This is a genomic window from Rhizobium sp. ARZ01 (assembly GCF_014851675.1).
Taxonomy (GTDB): Bacteria; Pseudomonadota; Alphaproteobacteria; order Rhizobiales; family Rhizobiaceae; genus Mycoplana.
The window spans coordinates 1822702-1842238 of sequence record NZ_JACVAE010000001.1; the positions used below are offsets into that span (position 1 = coordinate 1822702).

Annotated in this window: 20 protein-coding genes and 1 tRNA gene; 10 read left to right on the forward strand and 11 right to left on the reverse strand. The window is 61.2% G+C overall.

Annotated features, from left to right (window positions below; genetic code table 11):
* Positions 1–3 precede the first annotated feature (3 nt).
* Positions 4–1104 carry an efflux RND transporter periplasmic adaptor subunit gene (locus tag IB238_RS08710; protein ID WP_192245371.1) on the reverse strand — a complete coding sequence of 367 codons (1101 nt, stop codon included), beginning with the start codon at positions 1102–1104 and terminating at the stop codon, positions 4–6.
* Between the two features lie 214 nt (positions 1105–1318).
* Here IB238_RS08710 and IB238_RS08715 point away from each other — a divergent pair, with 214 nt between their 5' ends.
* From IB238_RS08715 to IB238_RS08725, 3 genes are all read left to right on the forward strand, one after another.
* The gene (locus IB238_RS08715; protein WP_192247533.1) at positions 1319–1675 is read left to right on the forward strand and encodes a YbaN family protein; all 357 of its coding nucleotides are present in this window, start codon (positions 1319–1321) and stop codon (positions 1673–1675) included.
* A 461-nt stretch (positions 1676–2136) separates the two neighbouring features.
* Positions 2137–3261, forward strand: coding sequence for a calcium:proton antiporter (locus tag IB238_RS08720; RefSeq protein ID WP_246723509.1), 1125 nt, complete (start codon positions 2137–2139; stop codon positions 3259–3261).
* Between the two features lie 46 nt (positions 3262–3307).
* Complete coding sequence (locus IB238_RS08725) at positions 3308–3880, forward strand: DedA family protein (RefSeq protein WP_192245375.1); 573 nt, start codon at positions 3308–3310, stop codon at positions 3878–3880.
* 17 nt (positions 3881–3897) lie between these two features.
* On the opposite strand, the gene IB238_RS08730 is transcribed toward IB238_RS08725, so the two are convergent.
* Together IB238_RS08730 and IB238_RS08735 are read right to left on the reverse strand one after the other, a co-directional pair.
* Positions 3898–4896 carry an ABC transporter permease gene (locus IB238_RS08730; protein WP_192245377.1) on the reverse strand — a complete coding sequence of 333 codons (999 nt, stop codon included), beginning with the start codon at positions 4894–4896 and terminating at the stop codon, positions 3898–3900.
* 39 nt (positions 4897–4935) lie between these two features.
* Positions 4936–5676: an ATP-binding cassette domain-containing protein gene (locus IB238_RS08735; RefSeq protein WP_348648214.1), complete on the reverse strand. Its 741-nt coding sequence runs from the start codon at positions 5674–5676 to the stop codon at positions 4936–4938.
* 234 nt (positions 5677–5910) lie between these two features.
* Between IB238_RS08735 and IB238_RS08740 the strand changes: the two genes are divergently transcribed.
* The 4 genes from IB238_RS08740 to IB238_RS08755 all read left to right on the forward strand — a co-directional run bounded on the left by IB238_RS08740 (position 5911) and on the right by IB238_RS08755 (position 10378).
* Positions 5911–6891 (forward strand): NAD(P)-dependent oxidoreductase, encoded by a 981-nt coding sequence (locus IB238_RS08740; protein WP_192245381.1) that lies wholly within the window; start codon positions 5911–5913, stop codon positions 6889–6891.
* 47 nt (positions 6892–6938) lie between these two features.
* Positions 6939–7931: a substrate-binding domain-containing protein gene (locus IB238_RS08745; protein ID WP_192245382.1), complete on the forward strand. Its 993-nt coding sequence runs from the start codon at positions 6939–6941 to the stop codon at positions 7929–7931.
* A gap of 100 nt (positions 7932–8031) precedes the next feature.
* Positions 8032–8928, forward strand: coding sequence for an NAD(P)-dependent oxidoreductase (locus tag IB238_RS08750; RefSeq protein WP_192245384.1), 897 nt, complete (start codon positions 8032–8034; stop codon positions 8926–8928).
* A 244-nt stretch (positions 8929–9172) separates the two neighbouring features.
* Positions 9173–10378, forward strand: coding sequence for an HPP family protein (locus IB238_RS08755; RefSeq protein WP_192245386.1), 1206 nt, complete (start codon positions 9173–9175; stop codon positions 10376–10378).
* A gap of 259 nt (positions 10379–10637) precedes the next feature.
* On the opposite strand, the gene IB238_RS08760 is transcribed toward IB238_RS08755, so the two are convergent.
* Complete coding sequence (locus tag IB238_RS08760; RefSeq protein ID WP_348648215.1) at positions 10638–11207, reverse strand: BA14K family protein; 570 nt, start codon at positions 11205–11207, stop codon at positions 10638–10640.
* Positions 11208–11446: 239 nt separating this feature from the next.
* On the opposite strand from IB238_RS08760, the gene IB238_RS08765 reads away from it, so the two are divergent.
* The 3 genes from IB238_RS08765 to IB238_RS08775 all read left to right on the forward strand — a co-directional run bounded on the left by IB238_RS08765 (position 11447) and on the right by IB238_RS08775 (position 12795).
* Entirely contained in the window at positions 11447–11815 is a 369-nt protein-coding gene (locus IB238_RS08765; protein ID WP_192245388.1) for an EF-hand domain-containing protein, read from the forward strand.
* 713 nt (positions 11816–12528) lie between these two features.
* Positions 12529–12604: transfer RNA gene (locus IB238_RS08770), tRNA-Ala, on the forward strand.
* A 44-nt stretch (positions 12605–12648) separates the two neighbouring features.
* Positions 12649–12795 carry a hypothetical protein gene (locus IB238_RS08775; protein WP_246723510.1) on the forward strand — a complete coding sequence of 49 codons (147 nt, stop codon included), beginning with the start codon at positions 12649–12651 and terminating at the stop codon, positions 12793–12795.
* On the opposite strand, the gene IB238_RS08780 is transcribed toward IB238_RS08775, so the two are convergent.
* From IB238_RS08780 to IB238_RS08810, 7 genes are all read right to left on the reverse strand, one after another.
* On the reverse strand, positions 12778–13509 hold the full coding sequence (locus IB238_RS08780; protein ID WP_192247539.1) for an aspartate/glutamate racemase family protein: 732 nt from the start codon (positions 13507–13509) through the stop codon (positions 12778–12780). The two genes, IB238_RS08775 and IB238_RS08780, sit on opposite strands and share 18 nt — an antisense overlap.
* On the reverse strand, positions 13509–14165 hold the full coding sequence (locus IB238_RS08785; protein WP_192245390.1) for a flavin reductase family protein: 657 nt from the start codon (positions 14163–14165) through the stop codon (positions 13509–13511). The genes IB238_RS08780 and IB238_RS08785 overlap by 1 nt, the downstream gene beginning before the upstream one ends.
* Positions 14166–14190: 25 nt before the next feature.
* On the reverse strand, positions 14191–15348 hold the full coding sequence (locus IB238_RS08790) for an amidohydrolase (protein WP_192245392.1): 1158 nt from the start codon (positions 15346–15348) through the stop codon (positions 14191–14193).
* A 64-nt stretch (positions 15349–15412) separates the two neighbouring features.
* A complete protein-coding gene (locus IB238_RS08795) occupies positions 15413–16462 on the reverse strand; it encodes an extracellular solute-binding protein (protein ID WP_192245394.1) in 1050 nt (349 codons plus the stop codon).
* A gap of 17 nt (positions 16463–16479) precedes the next feature.
* Positions 16480–17253 (reverse strand): ABC transporter permease, encoded by a 774-nt coding sequence (locus IB238_RS08800; RefSeq protein ID WP_192245396.1) that lies wholly within the window; start codon positions 17251–17253, stop codon positions 16480–16482.
* Positions 17250–18131: an ABC transporter permease gene (locus IB238_RS08805; protein ID WP_192245398.1), complete on the reverse strand. Its 882-nt coding sequence runs from the start codon at positions 18129–18131 to the stop codon at positions 17250–17252. The genes IB238_RS08800 and IB238_RS08805 overlap by 4 nt, the downstream gene beginning before the upstream one ends.
* Complete coding sequence (locus tag IB238_RS08810) at positions 18128–19195, reverse strand: ABC transporter ATP-binding protein (RefSeq protein ID WP_192245400.1); 1068 nt, start codon at positions 19193–19195, stop codon at positions 18128–18130. The genes IB238_RS08805 and IB238_RS08810 overlap by 4 nt, the downstream gene beginning before the upstream one ends.
* Positions 19196–19537: the final 342 nt, after the last annotated feature.

Here is a 19537-nt window from a genome sequence, read left to right on the forward strand (position 1 = left end):
TACTCAACCACCCGTCACAGGCGCCGCATCCACCACCATGCCCGGACGCACCTTACCCACGCCGTCGGTGATGACGTTTTCCCCCGCTTTCAATCCCGATGCGACGACCGACTCGCCTCGCGCGGACCGCGAGATATCGACCCGCCGAAGCTCGACCTTGGAATCCGGGCCAACGACCATCACATAAGCACCTTGCTGATCACGCTGAACCGCCTCCTCCGGCACTGCCAGCACCTCCTGTTTTTCGGTTTGCTGCAGCATGACGCGCACCAACGTACCGTCGAGCAACAGTCCGTCGGGATTGGGAAACTCGGCCCGGACCGTAACCGTGTCGGTCCCTTGGGACACATCACTTGAAACGAAATTGATCGTCCCCTTCGATGGGTACACGGTTCCATTCGGGAGAATGATCTGCACATTGGCACCAGGTGAAACCTTGCCCTGTCGAACCTGCTCGCGATAGGTCAGGTACAACGCTGTCGCGACCGAGAACTCGGCATACATAGGATCTAGGCGCGTCACCGTCGTCAGCGCACCCGAGTCCGGTCCGACCAAAGCTCCGACGTCCACCGACGACAGTCCGACAATTCCATCGAAGGGAGCCGTAATTTTCGTATAGGACAGGTTCAACTCGGCCTGTGCCTTGGTTCCGTTCAGCCGCACGAGATCTGCCTCGGCCTTCAGCACCTGGGCTTTGGCGATATCGACCTGCGACTGAGGAGCCGTCTTGCTCGCAAGCAGCCGGACTGAGCGATCCCGTTCGATCACGGCCAGATCGAGCTGGGCTTGTGCCGCCTGGATAGAACCTTCGATTTCCTGCACCGCTGCGACATAAGTGCCGTCCTCAACCTGATAGAGAACGGTCCCAGCCGTTACCTTCTGACCTTCTGTGAAGTTGATGCCTTGGAGAAAGCCTGAGACGCGGGCGCGGATGTCGACTTTCTGGATCGCAACGAGCCGCCCTGTAAGATCGACGCTCTCGCGAATATCCATAATCTTGGCCGGCACGACAACGACCGCCGGAGCTTGCTGGGCCTGGGCAGGATCATTGGCTGAAATGGTAAGCAACACGGATAGTACGACCAGAATTCCCGTAACCCGCATGCGACATCCTCCTGACGATACGGCTCGGTTATTTTGTTATACCAAGAAACACAGTAGTCGGGAAAAACTGAATTGCAAGGCGGGCTTAACGTGGTTCGCCTTGCGTCGGAAATGGAGGACTTTTCGACAATTCGGGGTCGCGCAACTGTCGGTGATCACACAAGCATGATAAGTGACACTCAATATGAAACGGGTATTGCAAATGAATCTGCCGCTGCGGATCCTCTGTCTTTGCCTAGGCTGGCTGATGGTCGCGCTTGCGATTGCCGGCGTGTTTTTGCCCCTCCTGCCGACGACGCCTTTCCTGCTGCTGGCGGCAGGTCTGTTTGCCCGCTCGTCGCCTCGCTTCGAGCATTGGCTCCTCAACCACCCTCTCTTCGGCGACACGTTGCGGCGCTGGCGTGAGAATGGAGCGATCTCTACACGAGCAAAATCCACGTCAGTTGCACTGATCGTCGCAAGCTATGCCTTGTTCGTGCTCTTCGGTTCACCCTCGGCGATGCTGGCTGCAATCGTCGCGACCGTCATGATCTTTCCCGTGCTGTTCATTCTCAGCCGCCCGGGCGGTTGAGCTTTCAACCCGCAGAAACTACGGGCTGCTCGATACAGCGTTCCGTTTCGTGGCCAGTACTACCAGCTTCCGGACAGCAAGAACTGGTTCGTAAACCACCTGGCCTATCCCATCCCAGACCCAGATCTGCCCTTCCTCGGCATCCACCTGACAGCATGATCGACGCAGCGTGACGGTCCGCTCCAACGCTGTCATCGGCTTTGCCCGCGAAGGTTATCCCCGTCGGTCTGTGGCACTGCGGGATGTGCTCGACTATTCCTTCTTTCCAGGTTTGTGGCGAACCATCCTGCGCAACCGGAGCTCCGCCGCCACCGATACCGGCACCGGCCGCACGCCGCACGTCTGCAACGCCCCCTCACCCGCCGCGACTTCGGCAATTCCATCGCAGACATGATCCTGGAGCGAATTTTAGGGTAAGGTGCTCACTCCGCTGGCAACCATGAGACGGTGGGACCATGACCATGGAAGCGCAATCGAGACCGCGCAACCTCGTGCGCCTTGCCCGACAGGAGCGGCTCCTCCCGTTTAGCGTCGTCACAGCGCTGCTGTTTTTCGCCTATGGCGACCGGCTTTCATCTTTGCTGGTCCATCCAGTGGGGCTCGGCCTCCTGTTCTTCTGGTTGTTCTTGATCATCCTCGGATCCGCGCTGTGCGTTGCCCGGCACGCGGAGGAACTCGCCGAGCGGCTGGGGGAGCCGTACGGAACGCTGATCCTGACCTTAACGATCACCACGATCGAAGTCGTCGCGATCTCGGCCGTCATGTTCCACGGCGAGAACAATCCGACGCTCGTGCGGGACACGTTGTTTGCCGTCGTCATGATCATTCTCAACGGGATGGTCGGCTTGTCGCTTTTGCTCGGCGCATGGCGGCGTCCGGAGCAGCGATACAATCTTCAAGGGGCCAACGCCTATCTCGGCCTTATCGTGCCGCTCGCAACCCTGAGCCTGATCCTGCCCGAATTCACGGCTGACTCGTTAGGTCCGGGGCTTACGTTGACGCACCAGCGCGTTCTCATCCTTACATCGGTGGGACTGTACGGCACCTTCCTGCTGCTCCAGACCGGCCGTCACAGGATCTACTTCAAGCAGCGGGGCGCCCCTGACGAAACGCCTTCGCACGCACCTTCCGATGAGCCGCTGGCGCTCCATATCGCCCTGCTCGTCGCCTACATAGTACCGGTCGTCTATCTGGTGGAACACTTCGCCAGGCCGGTCGACTATGTCGTTGAAACCCTGCGCGCACCTGCGGCACTTGGTGGCGTCGTCATGGCCGTTCTGGTGGCAACACCGGAGGCGATCAGCGCGGTCCGCGCCGCCCTCGCCAACCAACTCCAGCGCGCTGTCAACATCTTCCTGGGTTCCGTGCTGTCAACAATCGGCCTGACCGTCCCTGCGATGCTGGCGATCAGCCATCTGAGCGGCCACGGCATCGTCCTTGGCCTGGGACGAACGGAGACCATCATGCTTGTTCTGACGCTGGCGGTCAGCATGATCACCTTCGCCAGCGGCAGAACGAATCTCATGCAGGGTGCGGTGCATCTGATGTTGTTCATCACCTATCTGATACTCATCGTGGAGGGGTAGAGAAGCTTCCCGAGGAATTGATCCCAATTGTAACGGAGCCATGGCGGTGTCCATCGAACTCCTGATCGAGAAATACGGACTTCTGGCCATCTTCCTCGGTGCTGGTATCGAGGGGGAAACCGTCGTCTTCCTCGGCGGCATTCTTTCACACCGTCAGTTGTTGCCATTCTGGCCCACAGCGCTTGCTGCCACACTCGGATCGTTCGCCGCAGACCAGTTGTTTTTCCTTGCCGGACGCCATGCGCGTTCTTATCCGGCGGTCCGGCGTGTGCTTGCAAGGCCGACGATCTCATCAGTAAGTCATCTTTTGGAGCGCCATCCGACCGGCTTCGTCTTTGCCTTCCGCTTCATCTATGGGATGCGAACCGTCAGTCCCGTTGCGATCGGCGCGTCGCAGATACCGGCTGCGAAGTTTGTGCTCCTGAATGCGGTGGCAGCGTTGCTCTGGGGTCCCCTCTTCACGGCCCTTGGATACTTTGCTGGGCAAGGATTCGAGCAACTGCTCGGTCGGCTTCCACTACCACACCACCTCTTTGTAGCAGTCGCAGCATTTGTCTGCGTGATCGCTCTTGCCGTTGTGTTTCGAAAGCAGTTGATGAAGCTGGCCGCAAGAATCTGAGCGACTATTTCTGAGAATTACTCGCTCTGGCGGAAGTTGCGGATCCGGTCGAACAGCACAGCTAGGATCGTCGCGCCGCCGATGAAGGTGCCCTGCCAGAAGGCATTGATGCCGAGCAGTCCGAGGCTGTTGCGGATCACCTCGATCAGAGCCGCGCCGACGAGCGCACCGAACGCTGTGCCGGTGCCGCCGGCGAGATTGGCACCGCCGATGACGGCTGCGGCGATAACCTGCAGTTCCATTCCGGCGCCGATATTGGTTGTCACAGCGCCGAGCCAGCCGGTCTGGATGATGCCGGCGATCCCGGCCGAGAGTGCCGAGATCATGTAGACGGCGACCTTGATCTTGCGGACCGGCACGCCGGTTAGCGTGGCAGCATGCTCGTTGCCGCCGATCGCGAAGAGATAGCGGCCGAAGCGCGTCCAGCGCAGCACGAAACCGGTGAGCAGCGCCAGGGCGATCATGAAGAGCACGGGATTGGCGATACCGAGGAACCAGGCACCGCCACCGAGCGCCAGCAGCTTGTCGTGATCGGGACCGAATTGGAAAACGACAGTGTTGTTGGATGCCACCATCGCCAGGCTGCGCGCGATCGACAGCATGCCGAGCGTCACGACGAATGGCGGAAAATTGAGATAGGCGATCAGCACGCCGTTGAACGCCCCGATCGCCAGAGCGGTGGCAAGCGATGCGGCAATTCCAACCCCAATCCCGTAACCGGCATGCATGACGACGGCCAGGATCATGCTGCAAAGACACAAGACCGACCCCACGGACAGGTCGATGCCGCCGGTGATGATGACCAACGTCATGCCGAGCGCGATGATGGCGACGAAGGTTACGTTGCGGGTGATGTTGTAGAGGTTCGTCGACGTCGCGAACGCATCCGTGGCGAAGGAGAGAAAGATGGAGGCCAGGATGACGGCTACCAGCACCCAGAAGGTCTGATGGCCCAGTATGGAGGCCACCACCGACTTCTGCTTCTGCTCCAATGTCTGGTCAAGGGTAATCGCCATTCTCGACCTCGTTCCTTTTACCTGCCGAGAGCAGTCCAATCATACCATTTCTATCGCACCGGTGATGAGCCCGGTGACCTCCTCCGGCGAACTGAATGTGATCGGCTTGTCCGCCACCTTCCGACCACGCCGCATGACGACCACGCGATCGGCGACGGCAAAGACATCAGGCATGCGATGGCTGATTAGCACGACAGCAATGCCGCGGTCGCGCAGATGCCCGATATGGTTCAGGACTTCCGCCACCTGCCGCACGGAAATGGCAGCCGTCGGCTCGTCCATCAACACGATCTTCGCCTCCGACAGCATGGTGCGGGCGATCGCTACCGCCTGTCGCTGCCCACCAGACATTTTTCGGACCACATCGCGCGGGCGGGTTTCGGATTTCAGATCCTTGAATAGCGCACCCGCCCGCCGATACATCGTCCGGTAGTCGAGAACGCTGAGCGGGCCTAGGCCGCGGCGCAGTTCGCGACCGAGGAAGACGTTCGCCGCCGCCGTCAGGTTGTCGCACAGGGCCAGGTCCTGGTGCACGATCTCGATCCCGTGGCGGCGCGCATCCAATGGGCGATGAAGGACGATCTCCCGGCCATCAAGCCGCATGGTGCCGCCGCTTGGCCGGAAGTTGCCGGCGATCATTTTCACCAGCGTCGACTTTCCTGCACCGTTGTCGCCCATCAGGCCAACCACCTGCCCCGCCTCAAGTGACAGCGAAACATCGCTGACCGCCTGGATGGCGCCGAAATGTTTGGAGATGCTGTTGAGCTCGAGTACGGCCACCCGTGTCCAGCCTCCCGGAAATCCTCGGTTCGCCGCCTGCCCCGGATCGGCAAGTCCTGCGATCTCGCTTCTGATTTCCTCCCGGAAGCGATAAGGAGTATTTAGGCAAACGCTTTTAAAGGCGTCAATCATACAACCGAGGAAGCAGACCACAGCATTTAATATTAATATAGTATGACAAATAGAAGTTGACGCCCGAAGCGAGTGGATATTAGCTGTAGGTGGAGGGCAAGCATGCTGATCCTTGTGACCGGAGCAACGGGCAAGGTCGGGCAGCACTTCATCGCGAGCCTGCTCGACGAGCCGCGGTTTCCCGAAGCGCGCATCCGCGCGCTGTGTCACAACCGTTTGCTCGAAGAAACCGGGCGCATCAGCGTTGTGCGCGGCTCCATCTCCGATCGCGAAACCGTCGCCAGAGCGCTTGCCGGCGTCACCCATGTCGTCCATCTCGCCACCTGCAAGGAAACGCCTGACGACGTGATGGATGTCACCGTCAAGGGGCTGTTCTGGCTCCTCGAAGCGTTCCGGTCCAGCCCGACAGCGCGACAGTTCATTCTGATCGGCGGCGACGCTTCAGTCGGGCATTTCTTCCATCACCACAATGGGCCAATCACCGAACAGACGCCGCATAGGGCCTATCCGGGCTGCTATGCACTCTCGAAAGTGCTCGAGGAGGTGATGCTGGAGCAGTATGTCATCCAGTACGGCATCAACGGCTGCTGCCTGCGCGCACCATGGATCATGGAAAAGGATGACTTCAAGTTTTCGCTCTCGTTCGGGGATGATGTGTTCGGCGGCCCTGACTGGAAGACGCTCGTTCCTCGGGCGGATGCGGAACGCTACGCCCGCGATGGAACCGCACCGCTTCTGCGCGATGCCGATGGACGGCCGCTGAAACGCAATTTCGTTCATGTCGACGATCTTGTTGCCGCCATGAAGGCGTCGATCGACAATCCGCTGGCACATGGCCAGCTTTTCAACATCTGCATGGACCGACCAGTCGACTATGGTGAGGTGGCGGCCCATCTGGCCCGCACCCGCGGCCTCGGCCATGTCGACATACCAAGCCGCTACCACTCCAACTGGATGGACAACAGCAAGGCGAAATATCTCCTGAACTGGAGTCCGCGCTACAATCTCGAAATGCTCATTGACTCGGCCTGGCAATACGAGCGTTCGCAAGATGACCCTCGCATCGTCTGGTATCCGGGTTGATCGTGTGGCGGGCACGCATTGCCCGCCTGTTTCAATGGGAGGAACCTATGAGGAAGGCATTATTGCTTGCAGTCGCGGCGCTGGCAGTTGTCGCCAGCCAGGCCGCAGCCCAGGAAAAGAAGCAACTCGTGATCGTCGTGAAGGGGCTCGACAATCCGTTCTTCGAGGCGATCAACCAGGGCTGCCAGAAATGGAACAAGGAGAATGCCGGCTCCGAATACGAATGCTTCTATACGGGACCGGCATCGACCTCCGACGAAGCCGGCGAGGCGCAGATCGTCCAGGACATGCTGGGCAAGGCCAGCACAGCGGCGATCGCGATCTCGCCGTCCAATGCCAAGCTGATCGCCCAGACGCTCAAAACCGCCAACCCGTCTGTTCCCGTCATGACGCTCGATGCCGATCTCGCCACCGAGGACTCGGCGCTGCGCAAGACCTATCTCGGCACCGACAACTATCTGATGGGGGCCCGGATCGGCGACTACATCAAGAAGGCCAAGCCCGATGGCGGCAAGATCTGCACAATCGAGGGCAACCCGGGCGCCGACAACATCCTGCGCCGCGCGCAGGGCATGCGCGACACGCTGACCGGGCAGAAGGGACTGGCCGAACTGAAGGGCGAAGGCGGCTGGACGGAAGTGGCCGGCTGCCCCGTCTTCACCAATGACAACGGCGCCCAGGGGGTACAGGCGATGACCGACATCCTCGCCGCCAACCCGGATCTCGACGCCTTCGGCATCATGGGTGGCTGGCCGCTGTTCGGCGCCCCGCAGCCCTACCGCGACCTGTTCAAGCCGATGGCCGACAAGATCGCCAAGAACGAGTTCGTCATCGGCGCGGCCGATACGATCGGCGATGAAGTGGCGATCGCCAAGGAAGGCCTCGTTACCGCTCTCGTCGGCCAGCGGCCGTTCGAGATGGGCTACAAAGCGCCGACGGTGATGCTCGACCTGATCGCGGGCAAACCGGTCGACGATCCGGTCTTTACCGGGCTCGACGAATGCACCAAGGACACGGTCGATACCTGCATCCAGAAGTGACAGACGACACGGGGCGCTGCTCCTGCGGCGCCCCGTTTTTGGCGGTTGCTCCAACGGCGATATTGGTTTCCTGTGATCGCTAGAACTGGGAGGTCATGCGATGATGAAGCGCGTCATGTTCACGGGCGGCAGCGGCAAGGCGGGACGACACGTCGTGCAGTATCTCGTCGAGCAAGGCTATCAGGTCCTCAACCTCGATACCAAACCGCTCGACAATCCCAAGGTTCGCACCCTGATCACCGACATTACCGACAGCGGCCAGGTCTTCAACGCTCTTTCCAGCTATATGGGCCTGCACGAGTTCGATCCGTCGCTCCGGCCCCAGCCGGTGGACGCTGTCGTCCATTTTGCTGCCATCCCGCGCATCATGATCACGCCCGACAACGAGCTGTTCCGCATCAATGCGCTCGGCACCTACAACGTCATTGAGGCGGCGGTGAAGCTCGGCATCCGCAAGATCGTGATCGCCTCCAGCGAAACCACCTATGGGCTGGTCTTCGCCAATGAACCGCGCAGCCCCGCCTATTTCCCGCTGGACGAAGACTATGACGTCGATCCGATGGACAGCTACGCGCTCTCCAAGGTCATCAACGAGAAGACCGCCCGAGCCTTTGCGCTACGAAGCGGCTTTGACATCTACGCACTGCGCATCGGCAATGTTATTGAGCCGCACGAGTATGAACTGTTCCCGAAATGGTTCGCCGATCCGGGCTTCCGGAAGCGGATCACCTGGAGCTACATCGACGCCCGCGACCTCGGGCAGATCACCGCACTTGCGATCGAAAAGAGCGGCCTCGGCTTCCAGGTCTTCAATGCTGCCAACGACGACACTTCGTCGGACCTGTCGACCCGGGAACTGATCGAACGCTTCTATCCAGGCGTGCCGCTGAAACACGATCTCGGCGAATTCGAGACACTACTCTCCAACCATAAGGCCAGGGCCGTGCTCGGCTTCCAGCCGAAGCACAGCTGGCGGCAGTACGTCAAACAAAGTTGACGCTGCCCCGCCGGTCGCGCCCCTTTAGTCTGGCGGAGAACTGAAGCGATTGATCTCGACAACGATCGGCAGTTGACGCTCGTCGACCGTAATCTGGCGCGATCCAACGCCCGACCAGATTTGCCATATGTATATTTTTCAGCCTAAGCGCTTTTTTTAGGTCAGTTTTGCGTGCCTGTCTTGCGGGCAACATGCTATCGAGGCGCACCAATTTCCTGGCAAATGTGCATTCGCACGGGTTTTCATGTTCAAGGCCGTCACCTTCCTGAAGCGATTGGTCCCCGCCATTGCTCCCGTCAGCCCGATCGAGCGGTTTCGTTCCTCCGTGGGCGCACTGATCGGCATTCTACTGACTGGCTTCGTCAGCACGATGACCCTCGGCTCCAGCATCAGCCTGCCGTTGCTGATCGCACCAATGGGCGCCTCTGCGGTCCTGCTCTTTGCCGCGCCCGCAAGTCCCCTCGCCCAGCCCTGGTCGATCCTCGGAGGAAACACCGTCGCCGCCGTTATCGGTGTGACCTGCGCACTTTTCATCGGCGACCCGATCATCGCCGCGGCCCTCGCTGTGGCACTGGCCATCGCCACCATGATGCTGCTTGGCTGCCTGCACCCGCCTAGCGGCGCAGTGGCGCTGACCGCCGTCCTCGGCGGCCCCGCTGTCCACGAAGCCGGCTACTGGTTCGTGCTGACGCCCGTCGGCATCAACTCCGCCCTGCTCCTGGCCGTGGCGCTCCTCTTCAACAACGCGACCGGCCGCCGCTATCCGCATCTGGCGCCCGCGGCCCCGGCAAATCCGCATCGCACCGCCGATCCCGTTCCCACGCAGCGTATCGGCGTCGTGCCGGACGACCTGCAAGCGGTGCTTGCGCAATACGACGAGGTGCTGGACGTGAGCCCCGATGTGCTGGACGAGTTTCTTCACCAGGCGCAGATCAGGGCCTACAACCGCCGCTCGGGCGAGATCACCTGTTCGCAGGTCATGTCGCGCGACGTCGCAACCGTATCGCCCCAGGATTCTCTGCGGGACGCTTGGGCGCTACTGCTAGCACATCGGATCAAGGCGCTGCCGGTGGTGACCGACGCCGACGGCCTGGTCGGGATCATCACACAGACCGACTTCATGCAGCACTCTGTTCTCGGCAGCAATGGCAGCTTGCGCTTCGGCTTCGGGGACAAGGTTCGCCTCGTGCTTGGCGGCCGCCCGGCGAAGCCGCATGTTGTCGCCGATATCATGACCAGGCGGGTGCAATCTGCGCTGCCCGAGACGCTGATTGCCAAGCTCGTCCCGCCGATGACCGATATGGGTCTCCACCACATGCCGGTGGTCGATGAAAGCAATCACGTCGTCGGCATCATTACGCAGTCTGACCTCATTGCTGCACTTTTCCAGCGCGGCCTCGACAGATCATCGGCTTCCGCGGATGAGCAGCGCCAGGCTAACGTCGCTTGATTTCGCGTGGCTCCCGCAGCAGCCGAGACAATGGCGCCAAAAATGAAAAAGGCCGGGGCGAAATCGCACCGACCTTCTTATGTCACGTCGCCTCTCCCTGCCAGTACATCCGTGGTCAAGGATCGGGAGTGACTTAGCCTCGCGAGCATTCGCAGATTCTGCGTCACGCTCAACCAGCGAGGCTGATGACCGGTATGTAGGGGTGCAATGTGTTCAAAACAAGTCCCCTAGTGCTCAAGTCGTTTCGTGCAATGTTTTCTTACCTGTAGGGCGAAATGCACTGCCGGCGCGGCCCGTAGTATGGCTGGAACGTGTTATCGTATGCCCTATACGAGCGATAGCGCGCGTAACACCAGGAGGAATGACCAGTCGCGCCGTAGTAGCCACCGTAATACCGTGGCGCGTAGTAGCCTTGCCCGTAGTAACTTCGCCCATAGTAACTCGGTCCGTAATAACTGGGCCCGTAGTAGCCGCCATAATATGGCTGGGTAAGCAGCCCACCGATGATTGCGCCTGCAGCCAGCCCACCGATCACCAGGCCGAAATCGTCGTAGTCGTTATAATTGTTGTAGTAGCGGCGATTGTGTCCATAACGGTAGCGATTGTAGCGGTACCCATTGTTGTAGCGACGATTGCCCGCGTATCGCCGCCAATTTCGACCACTGTAGTTGCGGCTCCATCCGCGCGAGCGGCGGTGCTCCTTCACCTGCTGAACATCCGACACCTGCAGCCGCTGGCTCAAGAGATAAGGAAAAGCCTCCACCGGGGCGGCGCTCGACAACGCCGTTGCCAACGAAAGGCCGATAACAGCAAACATCTTCATTTGCATCACCATCGCCTTTTGGCATGATAACGCATCAAATGGCCTTTTGTGCAGCATCAGTCATTCAGTAACAGCAATGTGAACCTCGGCAGGCCGAACGCCGAACTGCGCGGCGACAGAATGAAAAAGAGCCACCACCGATATGTGCTATTCTTCGGTGTCATCTCGAAAATGGCTGCGTGTGCGGAGCGTCGATCTTCCACTGCTCTCGCCCCGGCAGTCTTGAACCGATAGGAGACTGCAGGATGGCCTCGGCAAAGCTCGCATGTGTGGCGACGATTGCCATGATATTATCGATCAGCCCAACCTCCCCAGCCTTCGCACAATCGTCCGACAGCACCGCCCAAGGCCAGGATGAGCAACCGGACCAGACACAAATGGTGCCTGGTGCAATGGGTGGCGGGCAGCACGGCATGATGGGCAGAATGCCCATGGGACCCATGCGCGGTCATATGATGAAGATCATGTTCGCAGTGGCCGACACCGATGGAGACGGCGCCCTGTCATTCGAAGAAGTCATGGCCGTCCACAAGCGCATCTTTGACAGCGTGGATGCGAACAAGGATGGCAAAGTAACATTGGAAGAAATGCAGGCGTTCATGCAGGGGCCTTGACCTCAGCCGCGCGACACAGGCGCGCGTCTGGTGCAACGCCTGTGCCCGCGATCATTCAGACTTTCCGCCAAAGCTTGTGAGCACTCCTCAGATGTCGCGATGGCCAGAAGCTAAGCACGCTCCGCACCACGGAAGAGGCAGCACGCACCAGCCATCCGGCATATCTCCCTTAGGTTGATTTATATTTACTTGCTCGCGACCACACGCTAGAGCGTCTGGATACTCAAAGTAGCAATGAGCAAGGAATAATGAAGAAACTTGTAGATCTCAATTTCAAGAGTGCCTCACGACTGGCGTTAGCCGCGATGCTTGCGGGAGGTGCGGCACTCGCAGGATGCAGTTCCAACAAGGATAGCTGGAAACCGTTTTACGAAAGCAGGTCATCTGACCGCAGTCCAAGGGTTGTTAGTCCGGCGGATCCGAAACCGGAACCGAAACCGCAGCCTGAACCGGATCCGGAACCGAAACCGGGGCCCAACGGTTAAACTCGCAAAGCAGCGGGGCCTCGGCCCCGCCTCCACCCTGGCGCAGGTGCGTCCATGACAGACACTCGGCTGCCTAAAACTGGCGGCAATTACGAACAAGAACCGCGATGAAGCTCATGGAAGCGCGCTGGAGCGAGATCGCACCGGCCGTTTTCCGGTACAAGACGGAATGGTATGCTATTTCGTCGCATTGCCAGATGGATCTTCTGATGCTGTACTGAGCCTCATGGGGTCGTAGCTCAGATGGGAGAGCGCCGCAATCGCACTGCGGAGGTCGGCGGTTCGAGCCCGCTCGACTCCACCAAGACAAGTTGCTCTCCCGCTGCCATCAGACTGGAGATCAAAGGTGTGACCTTCCACGATCTACGCGGGATGGCGATCACCTACGCCTATGGGCACCTCGACAAATCGCACGACGAAGAGATCAAGCTGATTTCGGAGATTTCCCGCCATTCGGCAGAGGACGCCGAATTGATGTTAGCAGGCGGAGCGTGAGACCACCAGGTCGCCGGACTTGTCGCGTGGATAGGCATAGGCACCGGTCTTCGAGGTGCGAAAGCCGCCGCTCGCCAGCGCCTCGGCGAGCTTGACGGCGGCCGTCACCCCGTCGATCACCGGCACGCCCGTTTCGCGCGAAAGCCAGGCGCACAGGTCCGCCATGCCGGCGCAGCCGAGAACAATGGCGTCGACGCCATCCTCGCGAATTGCTACTCGGGCCTCGGCCAGAAGCTTCGCGCGTGCGGTGTCCGGGTCGGCCTCGAGCGCCAGGACTGGCAGGTCGACCGCGCGCACACGGCGGCAGCGGGCAGCGGCGCCATAATGCGCCACGAGGTCCTCGATTACAGGCACCGACCGCGGCAGCGTAGTGATGACGGAGAAGCGTGTCGCCACGGTGACCGCCACCTGCACCGCTGCCTGGCAGATGCCGATGACAGGGCCGGAGGCCACTTCGCGGGCAGCGGCAAGGCCGGGATCGTCGAAGCAGGCAATCACATGCGCCGATGCGCCCCGCATGTCGGCGGCACGAATGGCGGCCAGCATCGCCGGCACGGCCATGGCTTCGTCAGAATAGCCCTCGATCGACGCGGGAGAGCCCGTGGCGGTCTCCGCATCGATCACCGACCCTGCCGACCGGGCCGCCTCGGCGGCGCGTGCGATCTGATCGGTCATGGAGGCGGTGGAATTCGGATTGATGACGTGGATGCGGATCATGGAACGGCCCTTTCCGGCCTCGGGATCACCTGGGCGACCTCGTAATGCAATAGTTCGTCCGGCTTCTTCAGCTCGAATTGATGGTGAGAGGTGATGTAGTTGTCGTTGTGCAGCCGGGCGATCGGCTGGTAGGTCATTGGGTTTACATACCGTCCGTCGGCATCAAGGCACTGGTCATCGATGTGCATATGCACGACTTCGCCGATGACAAGGACACGCTTGTGATAATCGAGAATGCGCTCGACCTTGCATTCGAAGCTGCACGGGCTTTCGGCAATGCGGGCGACATCTATCTGCTTGGATGGCACCGGCGTCAGGCCGGCGAAATCCAGCTCGTCCACCTCGGAGGCAAAGTTGACGCTGCAGACGATCATCGCCTCGGCGAGCGCCATGTCGACCATGTTGACGACGAATTCGCCGGTGCGGCGGATATTGGCAACCGTGTCCTTCTCGTCGCCATTGCCGCGGGTCTGGATGCCGAGCACCACCAGCGGCGGTTCGTGTGCGAACACGTTGAAAAAGCTCATCGGCGCGGCATTGTTGTGCCCGGCCGGAGAGCGGGTTCCAACAAGGGCAATCGGACGCGGGCCGATGAAATTGGTCAGCAGACGGTAGCGGTCGCAGCCGGGAAGCGTCGTGAAATCAATGTTCATGTCCCGTTGTCCCGCATGGCTGGCCTCATCCGCAAACCACCGCGCCCCGGCGCACGACGCGGCGACCAGCCGGCCGGCGGCAGAGCGCGTCACCAACGTTCAATGCCTCGATCATTACGAAATCGGCACGCGCACCGGCCCGCAGTCCGTAGTCGGCGAGGCCGATTGCCTTTGCGGCACCGTCCGTGGCGCAACCGAGCGCGCGGCGGAAATCGGCGTCAGTGTTCCAATCGAAGCGGTAGGCGGTCAGGAAGGCGCGCTCCAGCATGTCGCCATTGCCGAGCGGCGACCAGGCGTCGCGAATGCCGTCCGATCCGCAGCAGAGCGTGACGCCGAGTTCGGTCAACTGCTCGACAGGCGGCACGGCCACATCGGCTGGCGCCGAAGTCATCAACGAGATGCGCAGGTCAGCGAGCCGTCGGCCAATCCTCTCAAGCTTCGCCGGCGCAATCATGCCGAGACAATAGGCATGCGAGACCATGACCTTGCCGGCCAGCCCGGACGCCTCGGTATAGTCGGCGATGCGCTCGATCTGCCACGCACCGAGTTCGCCCTTGTCATGGAGGTGGATGTCGACGCCTGCCCCCTTCTCGACGGCGAGGTCGAAGACGAAACGGAGCTGTCCGTCGGGGTCGCCATCGATGCCGGCCGGATCGAGGCCGCCGACGGTTTCCACGCCCATGTCGATCGCCTGCCGGATGAGTTCCGTGGTGCCCGGACGGCACAGAAGCCCCTGCTGTGGAAAGGCCACGAATTGCAGGTCCACCTTGTCGCGCCAGCTCTCGCGCAGCCGCAACATGGCCTCGACATGCGAAAGGCCCATGTCGGGCGCCACGTCGATGTGCGAGCGAACCGCCGTGGTGCCGTAACGTAGCATTTCGGAGAGCAGGCGGGAGGCGCGCTCTTCCGGCGGGGTTGGATTTGCCGTGAGAACGCGACGCTCATTGTCGATATAGTCGCGCAGCCGCGCGGCGCGCTGACCGGGCTGCCAACCCTCCCCCCACAGCGTCTTGTCGAGATGCACGTGCGGCTCGACGAAGGCGGGCAGGACCAGCCGCCCTTCACAATCGACCGCATCGGGGGCCGTGATGCCGGCGCCGATCGCCTCGATCACGCCGCTGGAGCAGCGGATGCCGATCGACTGTCCATCCATGTCGCGCAGATTGGTATAGGTGGTGGTCATGCTCGCCTCTCTGGTTTCGATGCGCGGCCACAAGACCGCGCATCAGTCATCTGTCCGATCGGTGTCAGCCCTTCAGGCGGGTCCAGATCCGGTCACGCAGCTCTCGGGCCTTCGGGCCGCAATCCTGCGTCGGCACCAGCCTCGGGGCGTATTCCTCGGGCATGTTGATCGCCTCCATCTTCTTCCACTGATCCTTGAGGAACTCGTCGGACTTGATGGCGTTGGCATAGGCAATCGCGTTCGACACCGCGGCCGCATTCTCGGGCGCCATCATCCAGTTGATGAAGATCTTCGCGTTTTCCGGATGCGGGGCGTTGGCCGGAACCGCGAAGTTGTCGCGGAACATCGGTGTGCCTTCCTTCGGATAGAGGAAGCGGATCGTGTCGCGCTGCGCGGTCGCACGGGCCGTGGCACCGTTCCACACATGATGCATCGCGACTTCGCCGGAGGCCATGCGGTCGACCGTGCTGTCGGAGCTGTAGAGCTTCAGCTTCTCCTTCTGTGCCTGGAGCAATTCGAGGATGCGGGCGGCGTCCTCGTTGCTTTCTGTGCATTGCGGAATGCCGAGGTAGAGCGAGGCGGCGAGGATCTCGTCGCTGGCGGTGTCGAGCGCGGCGATCTTGCCTTCGAGGCCCGGACGCGGCTCGAAATACTCCTTCCAGCTGGCTTCCAGCGTGCCGCCTTCGACCTGCGCGCTGTCATAGGCAAGACCGGTCACGCCCCAGAGGTAGGGCGCCGAATACTCGTGCTTCGGGTCGAAATCGGGATTCCTGAACGCGTCCTTCATGTGGGCGTAGTTCGACATCTGGTTGGTGTCAATTTTCATCAACAACCCGTCCTTGATCAGGCCCGGAATGACGTAGTCGCTCGGCACGATCACGTCGTAGGATGCGCCACCTGACTGGAGCTTCGCCAGCAGCGTGTCGTTGCTGTCGAACCCGTCGAGGATCACCTTGATGCCGGTTTCCTTCTCGAACTTCGTCAGAAGCTCGACCGGGTAGTAGTCCGTCCAGTTGTAGAAGAAGAGCGTCTTCTCCGCATCCTGCGCCGCAGCGGGCAGCGCAAAGAGGGTTGCGGCGACAAGGGCTGCACCAAAGCAGGCTTTCAAGGGCATTGCGGTACTCCTCCAGGTTAACGGCGCAAACGGCCGAGAAAAAACGACAGCGAAACGAGCAGCACCGAGACGATCAGCATGACCGCCGAGATCGCGTTGATCTCCGGCGTGATGCCCGCCCGGATGGCCGAGAAGATGTAGACCGGCAGGGTCGTCGTGCCGGGACCGGCCAGGAAGAACGAGGTCAGGAAGTCGTCGAGGCTGGTGACGAAGGCGAGCGTAAAGCCCGCCATGACGCCCGGCCACAAGAGCGGCATCGTCACCCTGCGGAAGGTGCGAAAGCGATTGGCGTAGAGATCGAAAGCGGCCTCTTCGTAGCTTGCGCTGATCCCCTCCAGACGGGCCCGGATCGGCAGATAGGCGAAGGGGATGCAGAAAGCGGTATGGGCGGCGATCATCGCGCCGAGACCGAGTTGCACGCCCACCGAGACGAAGAGCAGCAGCGTCGCCACCGCGACCACGATCTCGGGCAGAATCAGCGGCGCGTTTAGGACCGTTTCCGACGCGCCCCGGCCGAGAAAGGCGCGTCGCATCGCAAGCGCTGCCATCAGGGCAAGGATCGTCGCAGCCGTCGCCGCACAAACCGCCAGCACCAGCGAGTTCCAGGCGGCCGCCCGGATCGACGGGTTGATCAGAATGCGGCCGTACCAGTCGAGCGAGGCATGGGTCCAGACCGTCGCCGTCCGGTTTGCATTGAAGCTGTAGGCGATCAGCACGATGACGGGCACGTAGAGATAGGCCAGCACGGCAAGCGAGATTTCACGTGTGAAGGGAAAACGCTTGGGGCTCATGCAGTCCTCCTGTTCCGCCACAGCGCCATGCCGGTCATCACGATCAGCATGACCGCGAGCAGCACCACCGAGAGCGCAGCCCCGAAGGGCCAGTTACGCGAGGCGCCGAACTGCATCTGGATGATGTTACCGAGCATCAGCGTCTTTCCGCCGCCGAGAAGCGCTGGCGTGACGAAGGCGCCGAGGCACGGAATGAAGACGAGCAGACATCCCGCCACGATGCCGGGCGTCGCAATGGGCAACACCACTCGGCGAAGCGCGCGTGCGCGTGTCGCGCCGAGATCATGGGCGGCGTCCAGCAGCCGCCAGTGGAATTTCTCGAAGACCGTATAGAGCGGCAGGATCATGAACGGCAGGAAGGAATAGGTCAGGCCAATGGCGACGGCGACATCATTGTAGAGCAGTTGCACCGGCCCGAAGGGAGAAAGGGCGTTCACAGCCTGGGCCACCCAACCATCCTCGCGCAGGATGATGAGCCAGGCGTAGTTGCGGACCAGAAGGTTGGTCCAGAACGGGATCGTGATGAGCAGCAGCATGATGTCGCGCCCGGTGCGCGAAAGGCTGGCGATCCAGAGCGCGACCGGCAGGCCGAGCAGCAGGCTGAGCAGCATCGTCACCGCGGCCTGCGCGACGGATCGCAGGAAGATCACCAGATAGCTGGTGTTGAGGATCATCGTGCCGTCGAAGTCCTCTTCCCAGACGAGGCGAACGTAGTTCGCGGCGGACGGGGCGGAATTCCAGTCCACCCCGGCGCTGCCGCCCTTCTGAAGAAAGGAGATCCAGCCCATCAGGCAAAGCGGCAGGCCGATCAGGACCAGGATGACGGCCAGGGACGGCGCGAGAAGCAGGGATCGACGCAAGGTGGACTGATGCGTCATTGTGCGAGCACCCGCAGGGCTTCAACCGGCAGCGCCAGGCCGACCGCGCTGCCCGTCTCCGGCGGCGATTCGGACGATTCGGTTTGCCGCAGCAGGAAGGTGCTGCCGTCCGGCAGGCCGAGCTTGTGCAGCATGGCGGTGCCGAGATAGGCGGAATGGATGACCGTGGCTTCAAGCGCGCCCTCCCCGGTCGGCACGAGCCGCGCGCGCTCCGGCCGGACCGCGACCGTCACACGCCCCGACACCTCGTGGGGCAGTGGCAGGACGATACCCGAGTCGAGGCGCACCCCCCTGCCCGGCAAGGCCTCGCCTTCCAACAGATTGATGTCGCCGATGAAGTCGGCCACGAAACGATGGGTCGGCGCCTCGTATATCTCGCGCGGCGGGCCCATTTGCAGGATCTTGCCGGATTGCATAACGGCGACGCGGTCAGAAAGGGTTAGCGCCTCTTCCTGATCGTGGGTGACGAAGAGAAACGTGATGCCGGCCTCGGCCTGCAACTGCTTCAGTTCGATCTGCATCTCCTTGCGGAGCTTGAGATCGAGTGCCGACAGGGGTTCATCGAGAAGCAGCACCCTTGGGCGCGGTGCAAGCGCGCGAGCGAGCGCCACCCGCTGCTGCTGGCCGCCCGAAAGTTCGGCCGGACGGCGGTGGGCGAAGCCCCCCATCCGCACCATTTCCAGCACCTCGCCGACGCGATTCTTGATGGCATCGCGCGCAAGCCGCTGTTCCTCCAGCGCAAAGGCGACGTTCTGCGCCACCGTCAGGTGCGGGAAAAGCGCATAGCTCTGGAACACGGTGTTGACCGGGCGACGGAAGGGCGGGATCGCGGTCACGTCCTGCCCTTCGATGGCGATCGAACCGCTGTCCGCGGTCTCGAAGCCTGCAATCAGCCGCAGCAGCGTTGTCTTGCCGCAGCCCGAGGGACCGAGAAGCGTGAAGAACTCGCGCCGACCGATGTCCACGGACACGTTGTCGAGCACTGGGACAGCATAGATGCCCTTGCCAAAGCTCTTGCCGACCTTTCGGACGGAAACCGCAGGGGGAACGGATGCGTCTGTCATGCTGACCCTCTTGGTGCGATTGACCAGGCGCATCCTGTATCGCATCCACTTTTATGTCAACATTGCATCCAATTTAGGTGTTCTATTCATACTAAAAATCCTTAGACAAATGAACTGGCGGCGCCAGCGCCACCAAAACTGCCACCCAGGCGAAGGGCAATGGCGAGCCCATATCTATCTAAAAACGGGACCTTTTCCCGGATCAACTTGATTCAGGAACAATGCCGAGAACCGCCACCGCTGACAGAAGGAAAACAAGCAGGTTACGCGGTAGCCCGCTGCGTGCATCGCCTTCGTGGGTCCTGCACCATGTATCCGATACATATTGTATACGGCTAGGCG